Genomic DNA, 23,913 nt, shown 5'->3' with positions numbered 1-23,913 from the left:
TATGAGCACAATCTCCGTCTCGGGGGACGCCGAGCTCGTTGCAAGCCTGCCGGCCGGGTTCCGGTGGGGTGTCGCGACGTCGGCGTACCAGATCGAGGGCGCCGTCGAAGCCGATGGCCGGACTCCGTCGATCTGGGACACCTACTGCCGCGCGCCGGGCGCGATCGACAACGGCGACACCGGCGACGTTGCCTGCGACCACTACTACCGGATGCCGGACGATGTTGCCTTGATCAAGGAGCTCGGGCTGGACACATACCGGTTCTCGGTGGCGTGGCCGCGGGTCCAGCCGCGCGGCAAGGGTCCGGTGAACCCGGCCGGGATCGGGTTCTACGACCGGCTCGTCGACGAACTGCTTGCCCAGGGCATCGACCCGTGGGTGACGCTGTACCACTGGGACCTGCCGCAGGAGCTCGAGGACGCGGGCGGCTGGCCGGTGCGCGACACGGCGTACCGGTTCGCGGACTACTCGATGCTGGTGTTCGACGTGCTCAAGGATCGGGTCGGCACCTGGACCACGCTGAACGAGCCGTGGTGCTCGGCGATGCTCGGGTACGCGTACGGCGCTCACGCTCCCGGGCGACGCGAGTACCCGGCGGCCCTGTCAGCGGTGCACCACCTGCTGCTCGGGCACGGGCTGGCCACGCAGCGGATGCGTGAGGCGTCACCGCGGAAGCTCGACATCGGCATCACGTTGAACGTGGCAACGGCGTACCCGGCCTCGGTCGCGGAGCCGGACGTCGAGGCGGCCCGGCGAGCGGACGGGATGGGCCGGCGGATCTACCTCGATCCCCTGGTCCACGGCCACTACCCCGCGGACGTCGTTGCGGACCTGGCGCACGAGGGTGTCGAACTGCCTGTGCTCGAAGGCGACCTGGACACGATCTCCGCGCCGATCGACGTGCTCGGGGTGAATTACTACTTCTCGCAGAAGTTCACCGGGTACGCCGAGGACGGCAGCACGGTGGACGCGGACGGGTTGCCTGTCAGCCGGACCATCCCGTTGGACAAGCCGCGGACCGCGATGGACTGGGAGATCGTCCCCGAAGGCTTCACCGACCTGCTCGTCGGCATCGCCCGCGACTACCCCGGCCTCCCGATGGTCATCACCGAGAACGGCTCCGCGTTCGCCGACGTCCCCGACTCGAACGGCTACGTCGCCGACACCGACCGTACGGCGTACTTCACCAGCCACCTCACCGCCGTCGCCGAAGCCATCCACCAGGGCGCCGACATCCGCGGCTACCTCGCCTGGTCCCTGATGGACAACTTCGAATGGGCCTACGGCTACGCCAAACGCTTCGGCATCATCCGAGTCGACTACGAAACCCAAACCCGCACCCCCAAGCAGAGCGCCCTCTACCTCAAACACCTCGCCCAGCGGCACCGCGGTCGGTGAGAGGCGGACCGCCAGGCCATCACAACCGGTCCGCCGACTGCCCCTGCAGCGGTCGGCCGCGGTTCAGCCGAGATTGTGATGGCCTGGCGGTCCGGCACCCTCACACCGTTAGGAAGTCCAGGATGAGGACGACTGCGGCGCCGAGGGCGCAGGCGAGGGACAGGTTGCGGGTGCGATAGGCGACCACACCGATCGCGGCACTCGCGGCGGCCAAGGCCATCGCATCCAGCGGCTCGGCGTCACGCGCCAGTCCGACGAGCTCCACCGCCACGATCGCCGCGAGTACCGCGGGTGCGAGGTACTCGAGTCCGTCCTGGAGCCGGGCCGGCAGCCGGTCGGCGGGCAGCAGCGTGATGAAGGCGATGCGCAGCAGCCAGCTGACTGCTCCCAGCGCCACCATGGCCGCCAACGCGGTCATCGCCGGACCGCCGATCCGGCCAGCACGCCTGCCATCGCGCCACCCACGATGCCGAGCTCCGGCCGGACCAAGCCGACCACCGCGGCCACCGATCCTCCGGTCACCGCCGCAGCCACGGCCGGGCGGTTCGTCAGCCGGGGCGCCAGCAGGCCCAGGAACATCGCGGTGCCGACGAAGGCAAGATGCGGCATCTCCGGCAGCGCGGGGCCGACGACCAGCCCTGTAGCGACGGACGACGACCAGACGACCAGCACGAAGAATCCCAGGCAGCCCCAGTAGCGCCGGAAAGCACGCGGGTCGAGATCGGGCCGGGCGTTCGCCAGAAGATAGGTCTGGTCGACGATGAAATGCGGCGCCAGCCAGCGGAACCAGGACGGCTGTCCGCTGAACCGCGGCGACAACGACGCGCTGTACAACAGCATTCGGGCATTCACGACTGCGGCCGACGCCACCACCACAGCCAGCCCTGCGCCCTGCTGGACCAGCGTGACCGCAGTCAGTTGCGCACTTCCGGCGTACACCACGGGCGCACCGACCAGTCCGGGCAGCGTGCCGAAGCCGAGCGCCGAGATCGTCACGCCGAGGGTCACCCCGAATGCGGCCAGGCCCAGCGCGACCGAGGCCGCGTCGCGTAATGCCAGCGCTTGCGGCCGGCTGTCGAGAAGAGTCGCCATCGTCCCAAGGTCGGCGGGACCGCACCCGGTGGCTTGGCGGCCGGGCGGTGGAAATGTGGAGGATTCGTGGTGATCGGATCCTCCACCTTGTCTCCAAGCTTCACGCGGTGTACCTCGCGCAGAGTCGTCTCATCGGAGATGGGGGGCAGGAGATGTACGACGTTGTGGTGGTTGGAGCGCGCTGCGCCGGGGCGGCGACCGCGAGGTTGCTGGCGGGACAAGGCCACGACGTCCTCCTGGTCGACAAGACGCGGCTGCCGAGCGACACGCTGTCGACGCACGGACTGATCCGCGGCGGCGTCGTCCAGCTGTCCCGTTGGGGACTGCTCGATCGCGTCCTCGCCGGCGGCGCCCCGGAGATCACGCACGTACGCTTCGACATCGAGGGGGAGCCGAAGGTACGGCGGATCAAGCCGCGCGCCGGCGTGGACGCGCTCGTCGCACCACGTCGCCGGGTTCTCGACAGCCTCCTCGCCGATGCGGCGACGGAAGCTGGCGCGCGGCTCCGGACCGGTCTGACCGCGACCGGCGTACTGCGGTCGGACGACGGGCGGGTCACCGGAATCGAGGGTCGTTCCGCGGGCGGCGACCGCGTCGAACTGCCCGCCCGCATGGTCGTCGGCGCGGACGGTCGCGGGTCACGGATGGCCGGTTTCCTCGGCGCCGGGACACTCGAGGAGTTCACCTCCCCGTGCGCGGTCTTCTACACGTACGTGACCGGCCTCAGCCCGGACACGTACGAGTTCCACATCGCACGGGATGCGTTCGCCGGCGTCTTCCCGACCAACGACGGCGAGGCCTGCGTCTGGCTGATCCGCCCGACTCCCCTGCTGGAGCCGATCCGGATCGCCGGCACCGCGCGTACGGCGGCCTTCGTCGAACAGCTCGAACTCCTGGTACCCGACCTCGGGCGCCGGGTCCGCGCCGGCCGCATCAAGGCGCGGCTGCGCGGCACCGCGAATCTGCGGAACTACCGTCGCCAGGCCCACGGCCCGGGATGGGCACTCGTCGGCGACGCCGGCTACCACCGGGACCCGATCACCGGGCACGGCATCACCGACGCGTTCCGGGACGCCGAACTGCTGGCGACCGCGATCGACCACAGCCTCCGCGACCCATCGGGCGAGCAGGCCGCGATGGCGTCGTACCAGGAGACCCGCGACGCGATGGGGTGTGAGGTGTTCGACCTGACCCGCGCGCTGACCGCCTTCCCACCGCCGAACCGCTTCGTGGAGCTGCAACTCCAGCTCAGCGACGCACTCGAACGTGAGGCCGACGCGTTGGCCTCGTTTCCAGGACTCACCGCAACTCTCGCCGCTTGAAGGGAAGAGCATCATGACCGCAACCACGACCGACGGCCGCCGCAACGGGGTCGACACCGCCACGTTGTTCGCGACCCTCGACGCCGTCAAGGCCCAGCCGGAGATCGCCCGGTTCCAGTTCCGCGCCACCAACCGGTGGATCAGCGGAACGCACAACCGTGGCACGATCAACGGGTTCTACGGAGCCGGACAGGAGAACATGCGTCCGGCGGACTTCACCTTCGACGCCGACCACCCGCCGGTACTCGTCGGTGGCGACAACGGCCCGACGCCGGCCGAGCACCTGCTGCACGCGCTGGCCGCCTGCCTCACCAGCGGCCTGGCGAACATCGCCGCGGCCCGCGGGATCAACCTCGAAGAGGTCACCTCGACCGTCGAGGGTGACATCAACCTGCTCGGCATCCTCGGCCTCGACCCGGACGTCCGCAACGGGTACGAAGCGATCCGGGTCGTCTTCCACGTCAAGGGCGACGCCGAGGCGGAGAAGCTGGCCGCCCTGGTCATGCAGTCGCGCAACCGATCAGCCGTGTACGACGTGATCACCCATGGCGTCCCGGTGTCGATCGACGTCGCCACCGCCTGATCACAGGGCGCGGAACACCGCCTGTGGCTCCGCGCCACCGATCACCTGCTCGCCGGCGAACTCGGTCATGACACCGGAGCCGGCGAGCAGATCGCGCACCGCCGACGTCAGCCACAACGATCCCGGCGCCGCCTGGTCGGCCAGTGCGATCGCGACCTGTACGCCGTACGCGTCGAGCTCGGTCTCGTCGCCGGGGACCTCCGCGATCGCGACACCGAGCTTGTCGGTGCTGTGGACCTGAGCGAGCCCGGCCCGGACGGCAGTCGCCGGACCGTCGAACAGCACCACCGGCCGCCCGCCCGGACCGGAGCGCCGGCGTCCTCTGGCCGCGACCAGGCCGGCGGTGAGGTCGCCGGCTCCTGGGCCGGCCGGCGCGGCGACGGCAGCCAGGGCGACCGCACGACCGGCGGGTCCCGGCAGGTCGCGCACGAAGCGCTCGATCGGGTCGAGGATCTGGTCCGGGTTACCGGACACGAAGTGGTCGTCGCCTTCGAGCAGCTCCAGCCGTGCGCCGGGGATGTGCTCGGCGATGTACCGCGATCCGCCGACGTCGATGAGCGCATCGCCGACCCGGTGCAGCACCAGCGTCGGAACCCGGACCGCCGGCAGCGCGTCCCGGACGTCGACGAGCGAGTTCATGTCCATCAACGCCCGTACGGTGGAAGGCGTCGCGGACGCCCGCATGCGCTGCGCCCACCACCGCTGCATCGGTACGTCGGCCGACGGGCAGCGCAGCCGCATGTCGGCCTCCCAGTCCCACTTGTTCACGAGCAGGTCGGTGTAGGCCTCCCGCACCTCCTGCTTCTGCGCCCACGGATAGTCCTCGGACCAGATCCGCTTCGCCCAGGTGCCGTACAGCACGAGCCCGGCGACGCGTTCGGGGTGGGCCGCCGCGCACAGGATCGCCATCGGGCCACCCTCGGAGTACCCGACGAGCACCGCCCGCTGGGAGCCGACGGCATCCATCACGGACAGTACGTCGTGCATCCGCGTCTCGATATCCGGCAGACCTGACGGACGGTCGGACATCCCGGTGCCGCGCTTGTCGAACCGGATCAGCCGACCGAACGACCCCAGCCGATGCAGGAAAAGTGCGTGCCGGGGATCGCCCCAGTCGAGCTCGAGGTGCGAGACGAAACCGGAGATCAGCACGATGTCGAGCGGACCACCACCGGTCACCTGGTAGGCGATGTGCAGGCCGTCGCTGACGGTGTAGCGGATCGGCTCGGTCGCCCGCAGCACCGCCCGCGCCTCGACCGGGGCGACGAATCGGTAGCCCCGGCCGTGCAGAGTCTTGATCATCCGCTGACTGTGGCCGTCGTCGCCGAGCGCCCGCCGGATCTGCTTGATCCGGCTGGTGACGGCCGTCTCGCTGACGAAACGGCCGCCCCAGATCCCGTCCATCAGTTCCTCTTTCGGAACCACCCGGTCACGGTGCGAGACGAGATACGCGAGTACGTCGAACGCTTGCGGCTCCAGCGGCACCGCAACGCCACCCCGCCGTACCTCGAACAAGGCGGGATCGAACTCCAGATCGTCGTCGAACGCGAGTACCACATGTCGACTATGCCGCGTCAGCCCTTCTGCGTCACGCGGTCGAGGGGCGCCGGGGTGAGGGTCTTGTGGGCCTTCAGGTAGGCGGCGAAGGTTTCGTGGTCGGTGTTGTTGCGGACCGGGTTGGTGTAGCTCTTGAAGGCTGAGTAGCCGTCGGCGCCGATGACGGTGTAGGCGAGGGCCGCGACGCGGTAGGTCTTGGCAGGGTCGAGCGCGGCGCCGTCGATCTTCACGTCGGCGGGATCGATGCGGTCACCTACCGGGCGGCTCGCGTCGAAGGCGTAGGTGACGTTGCCGGAAATGGCCAGTGGCGCGAACTTCACGGTGCCGTTGGTCTGCGTCTGCCACTGCTGCTCGAGGACGGCGTCCAACTGGGCACCGGTGAGGCTGACGGTCAGGACCGGGTTGCCGTAGCCGTACGCGTCCCACGACTCACCAAGCAGCACCCGGCCGTCGGCGTCGCCCGGCTTGTTGCTGTTGGCAACGAGGAGGTCGCCGCGCAGCGCGGTCGACCCGGTGGCGGGTTTGGCCGCGATGACGCCGAGGTCCGCGTGTCCTCCGTTCTGCCGGGCGGTCCACAGGTGTACGTCGGCGGCGAGGTCGGCCAGGGTACTTTCGCCAACCGCGTTCGCCGTCCGGGTGAAGTCGCCGGTGACGGTCGCGACGGGTTCGGCGTACTTGCGGTTCCCGGCGGCTGCCCAGTAGTCGACGATCCCCTGGATCTTCGGGTCCGGCGTCACGTCGCGGGTAACGGCGTGGTTGGTCGAGGTCGTCCGGTCGCGCAGTACCTCACCGGTCTTGCCGTCGAGCTGGAGGTTGATCTCGTTGATCAGCCGGCCGTGGTTCGCGGCCTCGACCACCGGGCGCGGGTTGCCGTCCGGGTCCGGGATGCTGCAGTTGAACGCGGCATGCCAGTGCCCGGTGACGATCGCGTCGATCTGCGGCGTCACCTGGCGAGCCAGGTCGATGGCGGGTCCGGTCGGGTTGACGCAGTTGCCGTACGTCGCCGACGCGTCGGTACCGCCGTCGTGCATGTTCAGCACGATCGCCTTCACACCCTTTCGGGTCAGCTCGGCCGCGGCCCGGTTCGCCGACTCGACCGTGTCGAGCGCCTTCAGGTCCGGCTGGTACGACGTGGAGCCGACCGGCGTATCGGGGACAGTCATTCCGATGAAGCCGATCGGGTACGCGCGGCCGTGGTCCCGGACCCAGCGGATCGTGTACGGGGCGACGATCGTACGGCCCTTGGCATCGACGATGTTGGCCGACTGGAACTCGAAGTCCGCGCCGTGGAAGCGGCGGCCGGTCGAGTCGGTGAAGCAGCTGTCGACGCCGACCTGGCCGAAGCATTTGCCCTCGGTCATGTGGTCTACGAGGAAGCTCTTCGACACGTCCAGCTCGTGGTTGCCGACGCTGGAGAACTCGACGCCGAGCGCGTTCAGCACCTCGATCGTCGGCTCGTCGGCGTGCGCGTCCACCTCGAACGGCCAGCCGGAGAAGTTGTCGCCGTCGGCGAAGAAGATCGAGTTCTGCTTGCCCGCTCGGATGCTCTTCAGGTGGGTCGCCAGGTACGCCGCTCCGCCGACGACCTGGGCGGTCCCGTCGGGGCCGGCGATGGTTCCGCCGTCGGCCGGCGACGGCGGGCGGAGGTAGCCGTGGAAGTCGGTGATCGACACCAGCTGCACCGGCACCGCGGCGGCGGCGTGATCAGGCTGGGATGGGTTGGCGGCCTGGGCGATCGCTGGTGCCAGGCTTGTCGTCACGATCGCCGCGAGACCGGCGGCGAGGGCGCGGGGGCGGCTGACTTTGCGCACAAATGTCTCCTTTAGTCTCCAAACAAGCAGTTCCCGACAGGATGAGACTGCCCCACGATGAACGCGATGTCACTACCAAACGGCGAGTCAGAAAAGTCAGAAAGAATCCGCCAGGCTCGACCTGCCGCTGAAGGCCCCTCGTGCCGCAGACTCAGGTCATGAATCTCCCGCTGATTCCTGCCCCCGCCCGGACGTTCGGTGACGACGGCACATTCGTCGTCGACGAGACTGTCGGGGTCGTCGCCCAGCCTGCCGAGCTGATCGAGGTTGCCGCACGCTTCGTCGACGACGTCCAGGCCGACGCCGGGTTCACGCTCGCCGGCAAGTCCGGTATCACGGTCATGATCGACACGGCCGGCCTCGAGGAAGTCGCGCCCGTCGCGGGCCTGCGGGCCGACGGCAACGAGGACGCCGACGAACGCTACGGGCTCGAGGTCGCCGGCGACGGCGTACGCGTCTGGGGTGCTACGGCGGAGGGCGTGCATCGCGGGCTGACCACGCTCCGGCAGCTCATCGCTGCGCACGCGCACGACGGTACGGCGGTCCTGCCGACCACCCGCATCATCGACGGGCCCCGTTTTGCGTGGCGTGGGTTGTCGCTGGACGTCGTACGAACGTTCCACGCACCCGACGAGGTTCGCCGGGTCATCGACATGCTCTCGCTGTACAAGCTCAACGTGCTGCACCTTCACCTCACCGATGACCAGGGGTGGCGGGTCGAGGTGCCGTCGCGACCGATGCTGACCGAGGTCGGAGCGAAGGGCGCGGTTGGCGACCGGGCGGGCGGCTACTTCACCCGGGACGAGCTGGCGGAGCTGGTTGCGTACGCCGCCGAGCGGTTCGTGACGGTGGTCCCGGAGATCGATATGCCCGGGCACACGACCGCGGTGTTCAGCGCGTACCCCGAGCTGGCTCCGGCCGAGCTGCGGTCGGTCGATCTCGGTGATGGAACCAGCATCCCGCTCAATACCTTCGAACCGGAGCGGCCGGAGATCTGGGCGTTCGTCGAGGATGTGCTGGATGCGGTCATTCCGCAGTTCCCGCAGAGCGCGTATGTGCACATCGGTGGGGACGAGGCGTGGGGGATGCCGGATGAGGCGCACGCGGCGTTCGTGGAGCGGGCCGCCGCACTCGTTCGCGAGCGCGGGAAGCGGGTGGTGGGGTGGCAGGAGATCGCCCGAGCTGCTATCAGCTCCGACGAGGTCGTGCAGTACTGGCTGGAGCCGCGCCAGCTCGAGTCGCTCGACGGTGACGCCAGCTCGATGGTGCCCTCGGACCTGTTGCCGGTCCTGGTTGAGCACATGAAGAAAGCTGCGCAGGATGTCCCTCGGGCGATCGCCCACGGATCCCGCCTGATCATGTCGCCTACGAGTCGCCTCTACTTCGACTGCCCGCACGCGGAGCCGTCCTCCGACCCTGCCCAGGAAGAGCTGCGACAGCGTGTCGGTCTCCCCTTCTATACGCCGGTGTCAATCCGCGGCGGCATCGACTGGGACCCGCTCGAGGTCACCCCGGAAGTCACTTCCGACACCCAGATCGCCGGCGTGGAAGCCGCCATCTGGTGCGAAACCATCACCAGCCAAGAAGACCTCGAGTTCATGCTCCTCCCCCGCCTCCCCGGTGCCGCCGAGAAAGCCTGGTCCCCGACCCCCACCGCCTGGCCGGATTACGCCACCCGCCTGTCGCACCAGTCCCCCACTTGGCGCAGCCGCGAATGGACCTGGTTCAAGTCGGTCGAGATCGATTGGACCTAGCTCTGGTGAAGGGCAGACCGATCGCCGGCCTGCCCCTCCTCAGAAGAACTCAGCAGGTAGCGGTCGGAGCCGCCCAGTCGGCGCGGTCGTTGTACCCACCGTCGCCCGCGTCACCGACGACCAGGTCGAGGACACGTACGCCGGTCAGGTCCACGTCGACCTGCTTCGGGGTGAACCGGTCGACGACGCCGCTGTCGAACAGCACCTTGCCGTCACCGACCACCTGGAACGTCGCCGTCCCGCCATCCGGCCCGACGTTGCTCACCACATCGTCGATCCCGACGACCCCGGTCAGCCGGGTGCAGGACTTCCCCAGGTAGTAGCGAATCAGCGACGGTGACGCGACGCCGATCCCGGTCGGGTACGTCTGCCCGACGAGCTTGATCGGGTTGCCCCCGCCGACGCTCTCGTCCACGGTCGGCGACATCCAGCCGCTGGTCGCGGTGATCCACTCGTGGTGCGAGAGCGGGACGGTCCCGGCCGGCGGCGCCGGCGCGACCACGACCGGTGACACGGTCGTCTGCCGCTGCACGCCGTACCCGATCGCCTGGTACGACGTCGACGCGGTGAGACTCGCGGTTCCGGGCGCGGCCCCGGCGACGAGCTTCACGGTGAAGGCGAATGTCGCCTCCTTGCCTCCGGCCAACAAAATCGGGGCCTTCGACAACGGGGTGACGGTCCACCCGGTGCCACCGGCCAGCGTCACGGCCGGCTCGAGCACGGGCAGCAGCCCGTCGTTGCGGACGGCAACCTGCACGGTCAACTCGTCGCCGCCGGCAACCACCGGCGCCACGCCCTCAGGCTGTGCATCGGTGCCGACCTCGGTCACCTGCGGGATGCCCGCCGTGACATGCGGGATCCCCGGGACGCCGGTAGCCGGCTGGACCCGGAACAGCGCCGTACCGTGTGCCGGAACGGCCGCGCTGATCGTTCCGGCGCTCTCGGTCACCTTGTTCGTCCACGCGTTCTTCAGCGTGAAGCGCGATCCCTGCAGACCGACCGCGGCCGCCGTCGTGGTGAGTGTCTTCGCGCTGTCGCCACGGTTGAGCAGCACGACGGCACGACTGCCGTCGGCGAGCCGCTTCACCCAGGTTTCCGTCGTCCCCGCGGCACCGACCCGGACAGCCTGAACCGCGGCCCGGTCTTGGTTGATCGCGAGTACGTCGGGATCGGTCAGCATGCCGATCGTCGTCGTACTGAGTTTGCGGATGTCGCTGCCGACCATCAGCGGCGCCGCGGCAACGGCCCACAGTGTGAACTGGGTACGGAACTCCTCGTCGGTCATGCCGAGCTCAGGCGCGAGGTAGTCGGGGTCGCTGAACGCACCCGGTTTGACGACCTCGGGGTGCCGCGCGTTCGCGTCGTAGTTGCGCAGGACGTCCTTGAACTTGATGTCGCCCTGGAAGCCGACATCGGTGTAGGTCCGCCACGACTGGGCGATCCCCGGCGCGTACGACCAGGAGTTGATCGACTGCTGCGATTCCGGGTAGTTGCCCCAGTCCGGCGAGGTGACCGGGTTGCAGAGGTTGAAGATCATCGGCCGGTGGCTCGCGTTGTTCCGCAGTGCCTGGGCGAACTCGGTGAACACCGTCTTCGGGTCCAGGTCGGCCGCGATGCCGCACAGGTAGTCGACCTTGACCGCGTCGAAGCCCCACGCGGCGAACTGGTCCGCGTCACGCTGGTAGTAGCCGCCGCTGCCGAGACCGCACTTGCCCGGGATGTACGGTCCCGCGTCGGTGTAGATACCGGCCTTCAGGCCCTTGCTGTGGATGTAGTCCACGAGCGGCTTGAGACCGTTCGGGAACTTGGCCGGGTTCGGGACCAGGTCACCGGCCGCGCTCCGCGATTGGTCGGCCTGCCAGCCACCGTCGAGCCAGACGATGTCGTAGCCGGCCTTGGCCAGCCCGCGGCTCACCAGCGAGTCGGCGACCGACTTGATCGTGTCCTCGGTGAAGTCACCGCCGAGGCCGTAGTAGGTGTTCCAGCCCATGTACGGCGTGGGGCTGAGCACGGGCGCCGCGGCCGGAGTGGCCGTGGCTGAGGTTGTTGTGGTGGCAAGTGAAGCGGTCACCAGGACCGCCGCGATCACCCCACCGAGGAGTCGCTTCATCTGTTGTCCTTTGCTGCCGTTGAGCGGAACGGTCAGTCGAGTGCTTCGACGACCAGGCAGTTCGAGTCGGTCGAGCCGTCCCAGCGGACGCCGACCTGCAGCAGATAGCTGCCCGGGTGGACCTCGTCTCCCACCCGGTAGTTCTTCGCGGGATCCAGCTGGACGAGCGGCACACGTCGCGGCCTGGTCGGCAACGTCCCGCGCACGTTGCCGTCACCCGTCTCCCACAGGAACACCACGGACCGCGTCGTACCGACGTACTGCACGCCGGCCTCGAGTCCGTAGACCTTGCTCTTGGCAATCAAGTCACGGAAGCCCTTGTATTGCTCGATGTGTCGCGTCGCCGTCGCGAGCTGGTCGTCGGTCCAGCGCGACAGGTCCGCGCCGATGCCGAGTACGCCGGCCATCGCGACGTGGAAGCGGAAGTCGAGGGACCGGTCGCGCCCGTCGTGGGTGCCGACGGCATCGGTCACCCAGGAGCTCATCAGGTGCGGCGCGAAGCCGGTCCGGAAGCCGCGCTGGATCCTGAGCCGATCCAGCGGGGCCGTATTGTCGCTCGGCCAGAGCGTGTCGACCCGCGCCGCCATCCCGAGGTCGACCCGTGCGCCGCCGCCTGCGCATCCCTCGACGTACACACCTGGGTGTTCGGCTCGGACCCGGTCGAGGATCGCGTACAAGTTGGCGACCACGCGTCCGTCGAGATCCCGGCGCTGGTTCCCGCTGTCGAGCCGCGGCCGGTTGGCGTCCCATTTCAGATACGTGATCTGGTACGACGACAGGAGTCGGTCCAGCGTGGTCCAGATGAAGTCAGCGACGTCGTCGCGACTCAGGTCGAGGAGCAGTTGGTTGCGAATCTGGACGGGTTCGCGGCCGGGGGTGCGCAGGATCCAGTCCGGATGCTCGGCGGCCAACTCGGACGAGGGGCTCACCGACTCCGGCTCCACCCACAACCCGAAGTCGAGCCCGATGTCCTCGAGTTGCCCGATGAAGGTGTCGAGGCCATCGGGGAACTTGGCTGGGTCGACGTACCAGTCTCCCAGGCCGCCGGTGTCGTCCGAGCGCCCGACGAACCACCCGTCGTCCACTACGAACGTCTCGACGCCGATGCTCGCCGCGCGCCGGGCCAGTTCGAGCTGATGCTCGGCGCGGATGTCGAACTCGGTCGCGAACCAGGAGTTGTACAGCACCTTCGGCGTGAGGCTTCTCGACAGTGCGCGTTCGTAGTCGTGGAAGGCCCTCGCCAGTCCGTCGGATCCCTCCGAGCTACAAGCCCCGACCGCCTTCGGAGACACCCACGTCTCCCCCGGTGCGAGCTTCGTCCCGAAGCTCGACGAGACCCGACCGGCTTGGATCCGCAGGACCCCGGTGGTGTCGACGTCCGCAGTCATCTCCCACGATCCGGACCACGCCAGCTGCACACCGTACGCCGTACCGTCGTCGTCGACCGCCAGGAACGGTGAGTAGGAGTGCCCGGTGATCCCCTGCGCACTCCCGATCGTGAAGCTGCCGCGCTCCAAGACCACTTCGGACTGCTGGAACTCGCTGTTCCACTCACCCCACAAGTACATGACGGTGTTGCCCCGAGGCACCACGAACCCGGCGGAGTCATGCCGATGCAAGGTGAGCTCGTCGTCCCCGTCGTTGTGCACGGAGACCCATCGCTCCACCACATCCCCCACCATCCGGTAGTGCAGGACGAGGCGAGTTGCTCGCACCTCATCCACGAACGTCAGCTCCAGTTGTTCCCCGTCGGGGCCGCTCACCACCAGGTCCACGGGTGCCGCGTAGCGGACGCCGCGGACGGCGTACTCGAGGGGTTCTACGTCGGCTCGTGGGAGGAAGTGTTCGGTGCCGACCGGCGCGACGGTGGACGGACCGTCGGCGACGGCGTGCGGGCCCCAGGCAACCAACTGGGCCCACTGGTTGTGGTCCGGGACACCGACGACGTACGACGTGGTGGTGCCGCGGAGAGTCCACGTCTTCACTTGACGGCTCCGATCGCCAGCCCGCCGACGAAGTGTTTCTGGAAGCGGAGGAACACGGCGACCGTGGGGACAGCGGCGATGACCGTGCCGGCCGCGATCACGTTCCACGAAGAGACGAAGAGACCCTGAAGACCCAGCAACGCCGGGGTGACCGGCATCTTCTCGCCGGAGCGGATCACCGTGATCGACCAGAGCAGATCGTTGAAGATCCACGTGAACGACAACGCACCGAGCGCGGCCAGTGCCGGCCGGGTCAGCGGCAGGATCACGGCCGAGTAGATCTTCCCCGGACCGGCACCGTCGATCGTCGCCGCCTCCTGGATCTCCCGCGGCAGATCCCGCATGAACCCGTGTAGTACGAACGTGTAGAACCCGAGCCCGAACCCGACATGCACGGCGATGAGTGCGACGAGCGTGTCGTAGTACCCGATCAGTTCCACGAACCGCGAGATCGGGATCAGCAGGATCTGCGGCGGCAGCAGGTTCCCCATCAGCATGAGCAGCAACACCGTCCGCCGGAACGGGATGTTGTACCGCGCCAGCCCGTACGCCGCGATCGACGCCAGCCCCAGACTGAGGAGCACCGCCGGAATCGTCACCAGCAGGCTGTTGATCAACGCCCGGAACTCGTCCGCGTCCTCCCACGCCGACTTGTACGTCGAGAACGTGAACGAGTGCGGCAACGACCCGAGCCCGTTCGCGGCGACGTCGTCGAAGCTGCGGAACGAGATCACGATCACCCACAGGATCGGCGCGATCCACAGGAACGAGACGAGCCCCATCGCCAGGTGGTAGCCCGACGTCTTGAGCCGGTTCACGATTCCTCCCGGAAGGCGCGGATCAGGTAGCCGAGGATCACGGCCAGGGCGAGCAGGAAGATCACCACGGCCAGCGCGGACGCGTAGCCCAGCTGGGTGGATTGGAACGCGGTCGAGTACATGTAGGTGCTGAGTAGCTCCGACGAGTGGTACGGACCGCCCCTCGTCATCGACCAGACGATGTCGAAGGACCGCAGCGAGTCGATCACGATCACCGACAGCACAACGGAGTTCACGCCTTTGAGCTGCGGGATCGTGACGTATCTGGTCCGCTGCCAGGCCGAGGCGCCGTCCACCTTCGCGGCTTCGTACAGCGCCGGGTCGACGGCCTTCAGACCGGCCAGGTACAGCACCATCACGTACCCGATCTGGCGCCACAGCGCCGGCACGATGACGGCGTACAGGGCGGTGTCGGGATCGGCGAGCCACGGCCGGATGAAGTTGCCCAAGCCAACGGATCGGAACACCGTGTCGACAAGTCCATCCGGCTGGTAGAACACCCGCCAGATCAGCGCGGTGACGACCAGCGAGAACACCACCGGGGTGAACAGCGCGGCCCGGTAGATACCGACGCCACGGCGCTCCTTCTGCAACAGCAGCGCCATTCCGAACCCGCCGACCACACTCAGCCCACCGAACAACACCAGCCAGATCGCCGTGTTCTTCAGCGCGGTCCGGAAGATCGGATCCGACACCATGTCCCCGAAGTTGCCGAACCCCACGAACCGAGGCGCCGACAACCCGTCCCAACTCGTCAGCGACAGCCAGAACCCCTGCATCGCCGGCCAGAACACCCACACGGCCTCGATCAGGAACGGCACGAGCACAAACGCCAGGATCAGCGGCGACACCCGGCGCGGCCCGGAGTTCTTGGTACGGCGGGACGCACCCCCGCCGGCCCGTGGTGCGGACCGGCCGGGAGCCGTCTCTGTCAAGGTGGAAGTCACGCCTTGAAAACCTTTTCTGCGGCGGCTTGCCAGTCCTTCAGGATCTGGTCGATCTGGTCCGGCTTGTCGAGGAATTTGGTGAGGGCGGCGTCGGCCGTCGGCTGGAGGGCGTCGCTGGAGTCGCGGTTGAAGAATTGGGTCAGCTCGGCCGCCCTCTCGATCATCGCCTTGCCCTTGTTCACCAGCGGGGTGTCGGCCGACCTGCCGTCCGGGTTCGCGGGAATCGCCGTACCGGACGAGCTCTGTACGTAGATCTCCTGCGCCTCCGGCGTCGCCAGCCAGGTCATGAACTTCTTCACGCCGTCGGGATCCTTCGCCTTCTTGGACGCGAAGTACCCGTCCGTCGGCGCTTCCTCAGCCACCGGTACGGCGGGGTCGATGATCGGGAACTGGAAGAAGTCGATGTCGTCCAGCGCGTCCTTCGGTGCCGAGTCGGCGAAGAACGTGCCGATCAGGAACATCCCGGTCTTGCCGGCCAGCAGCGCCGACGTCGCCTCCTGGAACGGGAACGACTTGCCCTTCGGGTCGAAGTACGGCAGTGCCTCGCGCCACTTGGTGAAGACCGCCTTCACCTTCGGGTCGTCGAAACGGCCCTCGCCGGCGAGCAACTGGCGGTGGAACGGCGCACCGTTGATCCGGATGTTCAGGTAGTCGAACCACGCCGACGCGACCCACGGGGTGTCGCCGAGACCGATCCCGATCGGCGGGATGCCCTTGCTCTGGATGGTCTTGCAGACGGCCACGAACTCGTCCCAGGTCTTCGGCGGCGTCACGCCCCACTTGGCGAAGTTCGACTTGCGGTAGAACATGCCCCACCAGTAGTAGCTGGTCGGCACGAAGATCTTCTGCCCGGCGCTGCTCGTGGACAGCGTCTGCATCGACTTCGGGTAGTTCGTCATGCCGTCCCACACGCTCGTCACGTCGAGCAGCAGGTCCTTCTTCGCGTACGAGTCCGCGACGGAGCCGGCGTACCAGGTGTAGACGTCCGGCGGGTTCGCCGAGGTCAGGTACGTCGGCAGCTGGGTCCGGAAGATCTCCGACGCGACCGTGTTCAGCTTGACCTGGGACCCGCCGGTTTTGTTGTACGCAGCAACGAGCTTCTCCATCGCGGCCTTGGCCTGCTCGCTGGAGAGGTTCGACTGCAGCGCGAGCTCACCAGTCGCCGCGCTACCGCTGCCGGGACTCTTCGTCGAGGTCGCGCACCCGGGCACCAGGGCAACCGCCCCGAGCGCTCCGAGTCCCTTGAGGAATGTCCGCCGATCTGCTGCCAGACCCGTCATGCCAACTCCTGAGATCGACTCGACGGTCATGCCAGTCGAGTGAGTGGTCCTTGTTGCCGACGATCTTGCGGCGAGCGGCCCCAGGTGTCAATATTAATTCGTAAATTACGAGCAAATCGCTTGACGCGACAGCGACGTCACGGTCAACTGGTGCCTCGTTCATCGTTGGAACGCTCCGCCGCACGTGCTTGGGTGGGAGTCGGCGTGGGAGGAGTGGCGGGTGCGGCTGGGTGGGCGGGTGATCGTGGTGACCGGCGCGGCGTCGGGAATCGGTGCTGCCTGTGTGGAGCGGTTCCTGACCGAGGGCGCCTCGGTGGTGCAGGTCGACGTCCAGCCGTCCAAGGAGGTCCCCGGCCGGGCGATCGCCGTACTGGGTGATGTCTCGGCGCCGGACACCTGGGCCGAGGTGCGGTCCCGCGTTCGCGACGAGCTCGGCCCGATCGACGGACTCGTCAGCAACGCGGGCTTCGCCGACGTGAAGCCGGCCCACGAGCTGTCGCCGCTGTCCTGGCAACGACAGCTCGACGTCAACCTGACCGCCGCGTTTCTGGGGTTCCAGGCGCTGTACGACGACCTGGCGGCCGCCGCGGGATCCGTCGTACTGATGTCGTCGGTGCACGCTCTCGCGGGCCTGCCCGGGCATCCGGCGTACGCGGCGACGAAGGGCGCGCTGGTCGCCCTCGGCCGCCAGCTGGCCGTCGAGTACGGCGGCTCGATCCGGGTGAACACCGTGCTTCCAGGTCCGATCGAGACCGCGATGTGGGACCGCGTCGACGCCGAGGGCCGGGAGCAGAGTGCACGGGCGACGGCGATCGGGCGACTCGGGCAGCCGGACGAGGTGGCTCAGGTGGTCGCGTTCTTGTTGTCGGCGGAGGCGTCGTACGTGACCGCCGCCAGCCTGGTGGTCGACGGCGGATGGTCCGCGGCGAAGGACTCTGCATGAGGGAGAACGGTGTGACGGGGATTCAGCGCGGGGTGTCGCGAGGGCTGCACGGGCAGATCGTGGAGGTGATGGCCGAGCGGATCTTGTCCGGGCAGATCCCGGAGGGCGCGACCATCAACGTGACCGAGCTGCAGTCCGACCTCGGGGTCAGCCTGACCGCGGTCCGGGAGGCGTTGAAGGTCCTGACCGCGAAAGGCCTCGTCGACGCGCGACAGAAGCGGGGCACGTTCGTCCGCCCGCGCTCGGACTGGAACCTGCTCGACGCGGACATGATCCGCTGGCACTTCAAGGACGCCGACGCCCGGCCCGAGTTGCTCGAGGAGCTGCACGAGGTGCGCGGGATCGTCGAACCGGCCGCCGCCCGGCTGGCCGCGCTGCGATCCGACGACGCAGACCTCGCGGCACTCGACGAGGCGCTCGCAGCGATGGAGTCCGCGGGTGACAACCTCGCCGCGGCGGCCGCGGACCTCGCGTTCCACCGGGCGTTGCTGGCGGCAACGGGCAACGAACTGCTGACGAAGATGGAAGTGATCATGGAGACCGGGCTCGCCGATCGCGACCGGCTGGTGCACAAGGTGAAGCCGTCGGACGACCCGATACCGAGCCACCGCCGCGTGCTCGACGCCATCCGGGCGCACGACTCCGTCGCCGCCGAGCAGGCGATGCGAGAGCTGCTGGCCAAGGCCGCGGAGGACCTGACCGAGGTTCGCGGTTCCTCCCGTGGACGGCGCCGGTGAAGATCGAGCGGATCGAGACATTCCTGGTCCCACCGCGCTGGCTGTTCTGCCGGATCGAGACCAGCGACGGCGTCGTCGGCTGGGGCGAGCCCGTGGTCGAGGGCCGGGCCGAGCTCGTCCGGACCGCGATCGACGTCCTGTCGGAGTACCTGATCGGCCAGGATCCGTTGCAGATCGAGCGGCACTGGCAGGTCCTGACCAAGGGCGGCTTCTACCGCGGCGGTCCGGTGCTGAGTAGTGCCGTCGCCGGGCTGGACCACGCGCTGTGGGACATCGCCGGCAAGGTGTACGGCGCTCCCGTCGCGGCACTGCTCGGTGGACGGGTGCGCGACCGGGTGCGCGTGTACTCGTGGGTGGGTGGCGACGAGCCGGCCGAGGTCGGGGACGCCGTCGCGGAACAGGTCGCCGCCGGGATGACCGCGGTGAAGATGAACGGCAGCGGCCGGATCCAGCCGTCGCCGTCTCTTGCCGAGATCAACGACATCGTCGCCCGGCTGGCCGCCGCCCGGGAGGCCCTCGGCAACGACCGCGACGTGGCCATCGACCTGCATGGCCGGGTCGGAGTAGCCGGCGCGCGCCGGATCCTGCACGCCGTCGAGGACCTGCAGCCTTTCTTCGTCGAAGAGCCGGTGCTGCCCGAGCACATGACCCACCTGGCGGAAGTCGTCAGCACCTCGACGGTTCCGGTCGCGCTCGGCGAGCGGCTCTACCACCGCTCCGAATTCGTGGCGCCGCTCGACGCCGGCGTCGCGGTCGTCCAGCCCGACGTGTCGCATGCGGGCGGGATCTCCGAGCTGCGGCGGATCGCCGTACTGGCTGACACGCACGGCGCGATGCTGGCGCCGCACTGTCCGCTCGGCCCGATCTCGCTGGCGGCGAGTCTGCAGGTGTCGTTCGCGACGCCGAACTTCCTGATCCAGGAGCAGAGTCGCGGCATCCATTACAACCTGACCAGCGACCTCACGTCGTACGTCGCCGACCCGGCACCGTTCGCCTGGGTCGACGGCCACGCCGAGTGGAATCCCCTGCCTGGCTTGGGAATCACGGTCGACGAGGCCGCCGTCCGGGCCGCCGACAAGACCGGTCATGCCTGGCGCAACCCGGTCTGGACCCACGAAGACGGCTCCTTCGCCGAATGGTGACCGAGCAAGCCGCAGCCGGCCGTGTCGTGACCATCGACCCCACTGACGGGGGTCGATGGACGTCCCTGTGGCTGGCCGGCCGCGAATGGCTTTGGGCCGGACCTGGCTTGCTCGCCGGACCACGTGCCGGCCTCGCGACCTTCATCGACGCCGGCGGTCTCGACGAGTGCTTCCCCACCGTCCGCGGCGCACCTGACCACGGCGGCCTGTGGAACCAGCCCTGGGACACTACCGTCACGTATGACGACGCGATCCTGACTCGGGCCTTCACCCCCGGCACGGACACCGTTACCGTCGACTATCGGCTGCAAGCACCGGCCGGCTTCCGTTTCATCTGGGCTGCCCACGCCCTCCTCGACTGCGCCGTCGGCACCACTCTCTCGGTGCCTGGTGGGACTATCTGCCGCCTCTACCCGGAGGCCGCTCCGTTGTTGCCCTGGACCTGGCCTGACGACGCACCTTGGGTCGCCACCCCGTGGCCGACCCCACTCGACTTGACCACCTACGGGCCGTCCGACGGGAGCGCGGTCGGTGGGGTCTTGGTCGACTGCCCGACCATCTCGGTCCGGGACCGTGGAGCCGAGCTCACCCTGACTTTGAGTTGCCCTGGGCAACCAGTCTCCACGGCGTTCTGGCGCAACCTGGGTGGCTTCCCGGACGAAGCGCCGTACCGGAGTCTCGGGGTGGAGCCGATGCTCGGCCGGGTGTTCGACCTGGCCTCCGCGGGACCGGATGATGCCGCGGTGGTGCCCGCCAACGGTGAGCTGGCCTGGCGGCTGACCGTCTCCGCCAGGCCAGTGTGATGTCACCCGAGCGGCAGGTCGAGTACGACGTTCGGCACCGTCGTGCTGTTCGTGGTGCGGATGCTGTTGAGCTCGGTCGACGTGAGCGCCCGCTTGTAGAGGCGGACCTCGTCCATCGACCCGTCGAAGTGATGCGCGCCGTCCAGCCGTTGGCCGACGTACATCTTGAACGGACGGCCCGGGCTCACCGATCCGGCCGGCGCGGTGCCGCCGGCCGCCTGGGTTCCGTCGACCCAGATCGACAGCGTGCCGGCTTTGCGCTGCAGGGCGACGTGGTGCCAGGCGTTGTCGTTGTAGGCCCTGGCCGTCGCGACGGCCGCAGTGCTTCCGCCGGTCGTGATCAGACCGCGGATCCGGCTGTCAGCCGGCTCGGCGCGCAGCCAGAACTGCGAGAACTCGTTGATCCCGTAACCCCAGAAGATCGCCTGGTTCGCCGTACTCGCGCCGTACTTGATCCACGCCATCGCGGTGAAGTCACCCGCGCCGACCGCGAGCGACTCGGCGAACGGCAACTGGATCGCGTCATCGGTTCCGTCGAGGTCGCGCGCCTGGCCGAACTTCCCGGTGATCGACGTCGTCCCGCCGCGGAGGTAGCTGTTGTTGCCGTAGCCGGAGACGTCGGGTGTCGTCGTACCGAGAGGTGCGTCGGGGTGGCCGATGTCGGTCTCGGTGAAGCGGGCGAAGCGGATCTGATCCCGGGCGTCGACCGAGCCACCTTCGTACAGCAGCCCGATCTCGCCCGTGTCGAGGATGGCCATGTCGGAGTAGCCGGACCAGTCGCCGGTGATCCGGGTGCCATCGGCAACGGACTGCCAGGTTTTGCCTTCGTCGAAGCTGGACCGGATCGTCATGTACCGGCGCCGCTCCGGATCGGCGGGAGCAGCGAACAGGATCCGGTTGTACTTGTCGCCTTGATCGACCGCGCGCAGCCGTTGGAGCGATCCCTGCACCGTCGGTGTGGTCAGACCGGCGATCGTTGCGTAGGGCGCCACGTACGTCTGACCGCCGTCGTTGCTGACCGCAAACATCCGGCTGGCTCCAGCGCTGCCGGCGTTGTTGCGGGCACCGGCATAGATGCCGCCGTCAACCTTCTCGACCACGCTGATCTCCTGAGGCGTCGCATCGGAGCGCTGGTCGGTCGCACCCTTGTGCCAGGTCTCGCCGTGGTCGTCGCTGTAGACGAGCTGGCCCGCGTTCACACCGGCTCCGTTGTCGTAGTTGGTCCCGGCCACCAACCGGCCGGCGTGCGTACCGCGGGTCAGCTGGATGCCGTGCACCGGCCCGGTCGCGTACCAGCCCCAGGCCGGATCATCGATCTGGTCACCGGTGTTCTTGGCCTTGCTCCAGGTCTTCCCGTCGTCCTCGCTGAACTGCACGTACGGCGTCCGCGGGCGAGTCGTCGTACCCGGGTCCATCGTGGTCAGCAAGACGATGCGACCCGTCTCGTAGTCGACGATCGGGGTGGGATTGCCGCGCGTGGCGACCGCGTTCGGGTCGCTGTCCGTACCGGACAGGACGGTCTGCGCCGCCGACCAGGTACGACCGTCGTCCTCGGAGCGACGCATCACCAGGTCGATCTCCTGGGAGTCCGCACACCAGGCGCGGCGCGCTTCGGCGAAGGCGAGCAGGGTGCCGGTTTTGGTCTTCACGACGGCCGGAATGCGGTAGCAGCCGTAGCCGGCGTCGCCCTTGTTGAAGAGCACGGTCTGGGTGACGGCGGCCTGCGCGGCCGGGACGGTCAGCCCGGCGGCGGCCAGGGCGAGGGCGATGAGCAGTGGAAGGCGTTTGGGCATGGGCGGATGCCTCCTGAAAGGAAACAACGGGGCGGTTGTTCAGTTAGTAATTCAGCCACAATCCGGCGTCGCGAACCAGAGCTCATCGGACGTCCTATGTCTAGATCGATCAAATAGGTTGGGAACCATGGATCTGCTTGCCGAAATTCGCGACCGCAAGATGCTCGCCATCATCCGCGCCGACGGAGCCGATCGCGCTCTGGAGTGCATCCACACCCTGGTCGAGGCCGGGATCACCGCGCTCGAGGTGTCCCTCACCACGCCCGGCGCGGTGGACGCGATCGCCAAGGCCCGCTCGGAGTACGACCCGAGCATCCTGATCGGCGCCGGCACCGTCATCACCGCCGCCCAGGCCGACGAGGTCGCCGCCGCCCGCGCCGGCTTCGTCGTCACTCCTGCGATCACTCGGGGCGCCCAGCGCAGCGTCGAGCTCGGTCTCCCGCTGCTGTGCGGTGCCCTCACCCCGACCGAGGTCGTCGCCGCCCTCGACCTGGGCGCGACCGCGGTGAAAATCTTCCCAGCGAAGGTCTATGGCCCGGGCTACTTCCGCGAACTCCGCGCTCCGCTTCCCGACGCACCCCTCATCGCCGTCGGCGGTGTCGACGCCGCGACCGCTCCGGAGTATCTGGCTGCAGGCGCGCTCGCGGTCGGCGTCGGCTCTCCACTGCAGGGCGATGCCGGTACGGGCGGATCGCAGTCCGCCCTGGCCGCCCGAGCCGCCACCTTCCGCACCACGCTCGGCGTCTAGCCCCAACCGCCCGCCACCTCAGCCACCTACGCCCGGAGCTCTCGCGATGACCGACCTGCTCACCCTCGGCGAGACCATGGTCTCGTTGCGCACCACCCGCCCGATGCGGCTCGGCGGTGACGCACACCTGTCGATCGCCGGCTCGGAGACCAACGTCGCCATCGGCCTGTCCAGGCTCGGACACCAGGCCACCTGGGTAGGCGCCGTGGGCAACGATGAGCCCGGCCGCCTGATCCAGCGAACGTTGCGCGCCGAGGGAATCGACACCAGCCGGCTGCGGTTCTCGGACGAGTCGTTCACCGGATTCATCGCGTTCGACCAACCGTCACACGACATCACCCGGGTCAGCTACCACCGCCGCGGTTCGGCCGGATCGACCCTCACCGCCGACGAATGCGTCGCCGCGATCGACGCAACGCAACCACGCCTGCTCCACGTCACCGGCATCACCCCGGCTCTCTCGGACACCGCCCGCGCCGCGACGCTGTCCGCCGTACGCACAGCTTTCGCCGCAGGCGTGCAGGTCTCCCTCGACGTCAACTACCGCGCTCGGCTGTGGTCCCGCCCCGATGCCGCGGTCGCTCTCCGCGACCTCCTCCCCCATGTCCAGACCGTCTTCGCCTCCGACGACGAGCTCGACCTCCTGACCGACGCCGCTGACCCGGTCGCCGACCTCCTCGCCCACAGCACCGTCGACCAGGTCGTCGTCACCGCCGGCGGCAAGGGCGCCTGGGCCCACTCGTCCGACGGCACCATCCACCGCCCCGCCCTCCCGGTCACCGTCGTCGACAGCATCGGCGCCGGCGACGCCTTCGTCTCCGGCCACCTCTCCGCCACCCTCGACAACCTCGCCCCCGAAGCCCGCCTCGACCGCGCCACCACCTCCGGCGCCTTCTGCGTCACCGCCCTCGGCGACTGGGAATCCCTCCCCACCCGCGACGACCTGCACCTCCTGTCCCACACCCACGGCACCGCTCTCCGCTGATCGCCGTACCTAAGAACAGGACGTAGTCGTCTACGTATACCCCCGGCTGAGCCTGAGTCCCCCAGCCGTGCGCCCAGAAACCGAACCACCTCCTGTTCTTAGGT

Annotated in this window: 20 protein-coding genes; 10 read left to right on the top strand and 10 right to left on the bottom strand. The window is 68.6% G+C overall.

The genetic code is table 11. The annotated features are described in order from the left end of the window. Position 1 precedes the first annotated feature (1 nt). Entirely contained in the window at positions 2-1,399 is a 1,398-nt protein-coding gene (locus ACZ3HV_RS14825; RefSeq protein ID WP_465684503.1) for a GH1 family beta-glucosidase, read from the top strand. Between the two features lie 100 nt (positions 1,400-1,499). On the opposite strand, the gene ACZ3HV_RS14820 is transcribed toward ACZ3HV_RS14825, so the two are convergent. After that, entirely contained in the window at positions 1,500-1,817 is a 318-nt protein-coding gene (locus ACZ3HV_RS14820) for an AzlD domain-containing protein (protein ID WP_465684501.1), read from the bottom strand. Beyond that, positions 1,814-2,491, bottom strand: coding sequence for an AzlC family ABC transporter permease (locus ACZ3HV_RS14815; RefSeq protein ID WP_465684499.1), 678 nt, complete (start codon positions 2,489-2,491; stop codon positions 1,814-1,816). Before ACZ3HV_RS14815 ends, ACZ3HV_RS14820 begins: the two co-directional genes overlap by 4 nt. Positions 2,492-2,643: 152 nt before the next feature. On the opposite strand from ACZ3HV_RS14815, the gene ACZ3HV_RS14810 reads away from it, so the two are divergent. Together ACZ3HV_RS14810 and ACZ3HV_RS14805 are read left to right on the top strand one after the other, a co-directional pair. Beyond that, positions 2,644-3,813 (top strand): NAD(P)/FAD-dependent oxidoreductase, encoded by a 1,170-nt coding sequence (locus ACZ3HV_RS14810; RefSeq protein WP_465684497.1) that lies wholly within the window; start codon positions 2,644-2,646, stop codon positions 3,811-3,813. Between the two features lie 13 nt (positions 3,814-3,826). Then, the gene (locus ACZ3HV_RS14805) at positions 3,827-4,396 is read left to right on the top strand and encodes an OsmC family protein (RefSeq protein ID WP_465684495.1); all 570 of its coding nucleotides are present in this window, start codon (positions 3,827-3,829) and stop codon (positions 4,394-4,396) included. On the opposite strand, the gene ACZ3HV_RS14800 is transcribed toward ACZ3HV_RS14805, so the two are convergent. Both ACZ3HV_RS14800 and ACZ3HV_RS14795 read right to left on the bottom strand, forming a co-directional pair. Beyond that, positions 4,397-5,953, bottom strand: a complete 1,557-nt coding sequence (locus ACZ3HV_RS14800; protein ID WP_465684494.1) for an alpha/beta hydrolase — start codon at positions 5,951-5,953, stop codon at positions 4,397-4,399. It lies immediately after the preceding gene. 17 nt (positions 5,954-5,970) lie between these two features. After that, positions 5,971-7,764 carry a bifunctional metallophosphatase/5'-nucleotidase gene (locus tag ACZ3HV_RS14795; RefSeq protein ID WP_465684492.1) on the bottom strand — a complete coding sequence of 598 codons (1,794 nt, stop codon included), beginning with the start codon at positions 7,762-7,764 and terminating at the stop codon, positions 5,971-5,973. A gap of 158 nt (positions 7,765-7,922) precedes the next feature. Between ACZ3HV_RS14795 and ACZ3HV_RS14790 the strand changes: the two genes are divergently transcribed. Then, complete coding sequence (locus ACZ3HV_RS14790) at positions 7,923-9,518, top strand: beta-N-acetylhexosaminidase (protein ID WP_465684490.1); 1,596 nt, start codon at positions 7,923-7,925, stop codon at positions 9,516-9,518. A 49-nt stretch (positions 9,519-9,567) separates the two neighbouring features. Here ACZ3HV_RS14790 and ACZ3HV_RS14785 read toward each other — a convergent pair whose 3' ends face one another. From ACZ3HV_RS14785 to ACZ3HV_RS14765, 5 genes are read right to left on the bottom strand one after another with little or no spacing between them, the layout of a single operon-like run. Then, complete coding sequence (locus tag ACZ3HV_RS14785) at positions 9,568-11,628, bottom strand: NPCBM/NEW2 domain-containing protein (protein WP_465684488.1); 2,061 nt, start codon at positions 11,626-11,628, stop codon at positions 9,568-9,570. 32 nt (positions 11,629-11,660) lie between these two features. Further along, the gene (locus ACZ3HV_RS14780; protein WP_465684486.1) at positions 11,661-13,613 is read right to left on the bottom strand and encodes an alpha-galactosidase; all 1,953 of its coding nucleotides are present in this window, start codon (positions 13,611-13,613) and stop codon (positions 11,661-11,663) included. Continuing rightward, positions 13,610-14,431 carry a carbohydrate ABC transporter permease gene (locus ACZ3HV_RS14775; RefSeq protein WP_465684484.1) on the bottom strand — a complete coding sequence of 274 codons (822 nt, stop codon included), beginning with the start codon at positions 14,429-14,431 and terminating at the stop codon, positions 13,610-13,612. The genes ACZ3HV_RS14780 and ACZ3HV_RS14775 overlap by 4 nt, the downstream gene beginning before the upstream one ends. Next, positions 14,428-15,378 (bottom strand): carbohydrate ABC transporter permease, encoded by a 951-nt coding sequence (locus ACZ3HV_RS14770; RefSeq protein ID WP_360366086.1) that lies wholly within the window; start codon positions 15,376-15,378, stop codon positions 14,428-14,430. Before ACZ3HV_RS14770 ends, ACZ3HV_RS14775 begins: the two co-directional genes overlap by 4 nt. Further along, complete coding sequence (locus tag ACZ3HV_RS14765; RefSeq protein ID WP_465684482.1) at positions 15,375-16,658, bottom strand: ABC transporter substrate-binding protein; 1,284 nt, start codon at positions 16,656-16,658, stop codon at positions 15,375-15,377. The genes ACZ3HV_RS14770 and ACZ3HV_RS14765 overlap by 4 nt, the downstream gene beginning before the upstream one ends. 220 nt (positions 16,659-16,878) lie before the next feature. On the opposite strand from ACZ3HV_RS14765, the gene ACZ3HV_RS14760 reads away from it, so the two are divergent. Genes ACZ3HV_RS14760 through ACZ3HV_RS14745 form a run of 4 tightly spaced genes read left to right on the top strand, consistent with a single transcriptional unit; the run spans position 16,879 to position 20,283 of the window. After that, positions 16,879-17,601: an SDR family NAD(P)-dependent oxidoreductase gene (locus ACZ3HV_RS14760; protein ID WP_465684480.1), complete on the top strand. Its 723-nt coding sequence runs from the start codon at positions 16,879-16,881 to the stop codon at positions 17,599-17,601. Beyond that, positions 17,598-18,338, top strand: coding sequence for a FadR/GntR family transcriptional regulator (locus ACZ3HV_RS14755; protein ID WP_360366080.1), 741 nt, complete (start codon positions 17,598-17,600; stop codon positions 18,336-18,338). The genes ACZ3HV_RS14760 and ACZ3HV_RS14755 overlap by 4 nt, the downstream gene beginning before the upstream one ends. After that, a complete protein-coding gene (gene dgoD / locus ACZ3HV_RS14750; protein ID WP_465684478.1) occupies positions 18,335-19,480 on the top strand; it encodes a galactonate dehydratase in 1,146 nt (381 codons plus the stop codon). Before ACZ3HV_RS14755 ends, dgoD begins: the two co-directional genes overlap by 4 nt. Further along, positions 19,474-20,283: a hypothetical protein gene (locus ACZ3HV_RS14745; RefSeq protein ID WP_465684476.1), complete on the top strand. Its 810-nt coding sequence runs from the start codon at positions 19,474-19,476 to the stop codon at positions 20,281-20,283. The genes dgoD and ACZ3HV_RS14745 overlap by 7 nt, the downstream gene beginning before the upstream one ends. A 2-nt stretch (positions 20,284-20,285) precedes the next feature. On the opposite strand, the gene ACZ3HV_RS14740 is transcribed toward ACZ3HV_RS14745, so the two are convergent. Continuing rightward, positions 20,286-22,076 carry an exo-alpha-sialidase gene (locus tag ACZ3HV_RS14740; RefSeq protein WP_465684474.1) on the bottom strand — a complete coding sequence of 597 codons (1,791 nt, stop codon included), beginning with the start codon at positions 22,074-22,076 and terminating at the stop codon, positions 20,286-20,288. A 127-nt stretch (positions 22,077-22,203) separates the two neighbouring features. Between ACZ3HV_RS14740 and ACZ3HV_RS14735 the strand changes: the two genes are divergently transcribed. Beyond that, a complete protein-coding gene (locus ACZ3HV_RS14735; protein WP_465684472.1) occupies positions 22,204-22,824 on the top strand; it encodes a bifunctional 4-hydroxy-2-oxoglutarate aldolase/2-dehydro-3-deoxy-phosphogluconate aldolase in 621 nt (206 codons plus the stop codon). A gap of 46 nt (positions 22,825-22,870) precedes the next feature. After that, positions 22,871-23,809 (top strand): sugar kinase, encoded by a 939-nt coding sequence (locus ACZ3HV_RS14730; protein WP_465684471.1) that lies wholly within the window; start codon positions 22,871-22,873, stop codon positions 23,807-23,809. Positions 23,810-23,913: the final 104 nt, after the last annotated feature.

This window comes from Kribbella sp. NPDC020701 (assembly GCF_055562215.1).
This window is presented reverse-complemented; position numbering and strand designations above follow the sequence as displayed.

Coding starts and splice junctions, on each gene's coding strand:
- ACZ3HV_RS14805 (WP_465684495.1), top strand. CDS start 3,827: ATGACCGCAACCACGACCGACGGCCGCCGCAACGGGGTCGACACCGCC.
- ACZ3HV_RS14740 (WP_465684474.1), bottom strand. CDS start 22,076: ATGCCCAAACGCCTTCCACTGCTCATCGCCCTCGCCCTGGCCGCCGCC.
- ACZ3HV_RS14815 (WP_465684499.1), bottom strand. CDS start 2,491: ATGGCGACTCTTCTCGACAGCCGGCCGCAAGCGCTGGCATTACGCGAC.
- ACZ3HV_RS14730 (WP_465684471.1), top strand. CDS start 22,871: ATGACCGACCTGCTCACCCTCGGCGAGACCATGGTCTCGTTGCGCACC.
- ACZ3HV_RS14755 (WP_360366080.1), top strand. CDS start 17,598: ATGAGGGAGAACGGTGTGACGGGGATTCAGCGCGGGGTGTCGCGAGGG.
- ACZ3HV_RS14825 (WP_465684503.1), top strand. CDS start 2: ATGAGCACAATCTCCGTCTCGGGGGACGCCGAGCTCGTTGCAAGCCTG.
- ACZ3HV_RS14790 (WP_465684490.1), top strand. CDS start 7,923: ATGAATCTCCCGCTGATTCCTGCCCCCGCCCGGACGTTCGGTGACGAC.
- ACZ3HV_RS14820 (WP_465684501.1), bottom strand. CDS start 1,817: ATGACCGCGTTGGCGGCCATGGTGGCGCTGGGAGCAGTCAGCTGGCTG.
- ACZ3HV_RS14765 (WP_465684482.1), bottom strand. CDS start 16,658: ATGACGGGTCTGGCAGCAGATCGGCGGACATTCCTCAAGGGACTCGGA.
- ACZ3HV_RS14735 (WP_465684472.1), top strand. CDS start 22,204: ATGGATCTGCTTGCCGAAATTCGCGACCGCAAGATGCTCGCCATCATC.
- ACZ3HV_RS14810 (WP_465684497.1), top strand. CDS start 2,644: ATGTACGACGTTGTGGTGGTTGGAGCGCGCTGCGCCGGGGCGGCGACC.
- ACZ3HV_RS14745 (WP_465684476.1), top strand. CDS start 19,474: ATGGTGACCGAGCAAGCCGCAGCCGGCCGTGTCGTGACCATCGACCCC.
- ACZ3HV_RS14785 (WP_465684488.1), bottom strand. CDS start 11,628: ATGAAGCGACTCCTCGGTGGGGTGATCGCGGCGGTCCTGGTGACCGCT.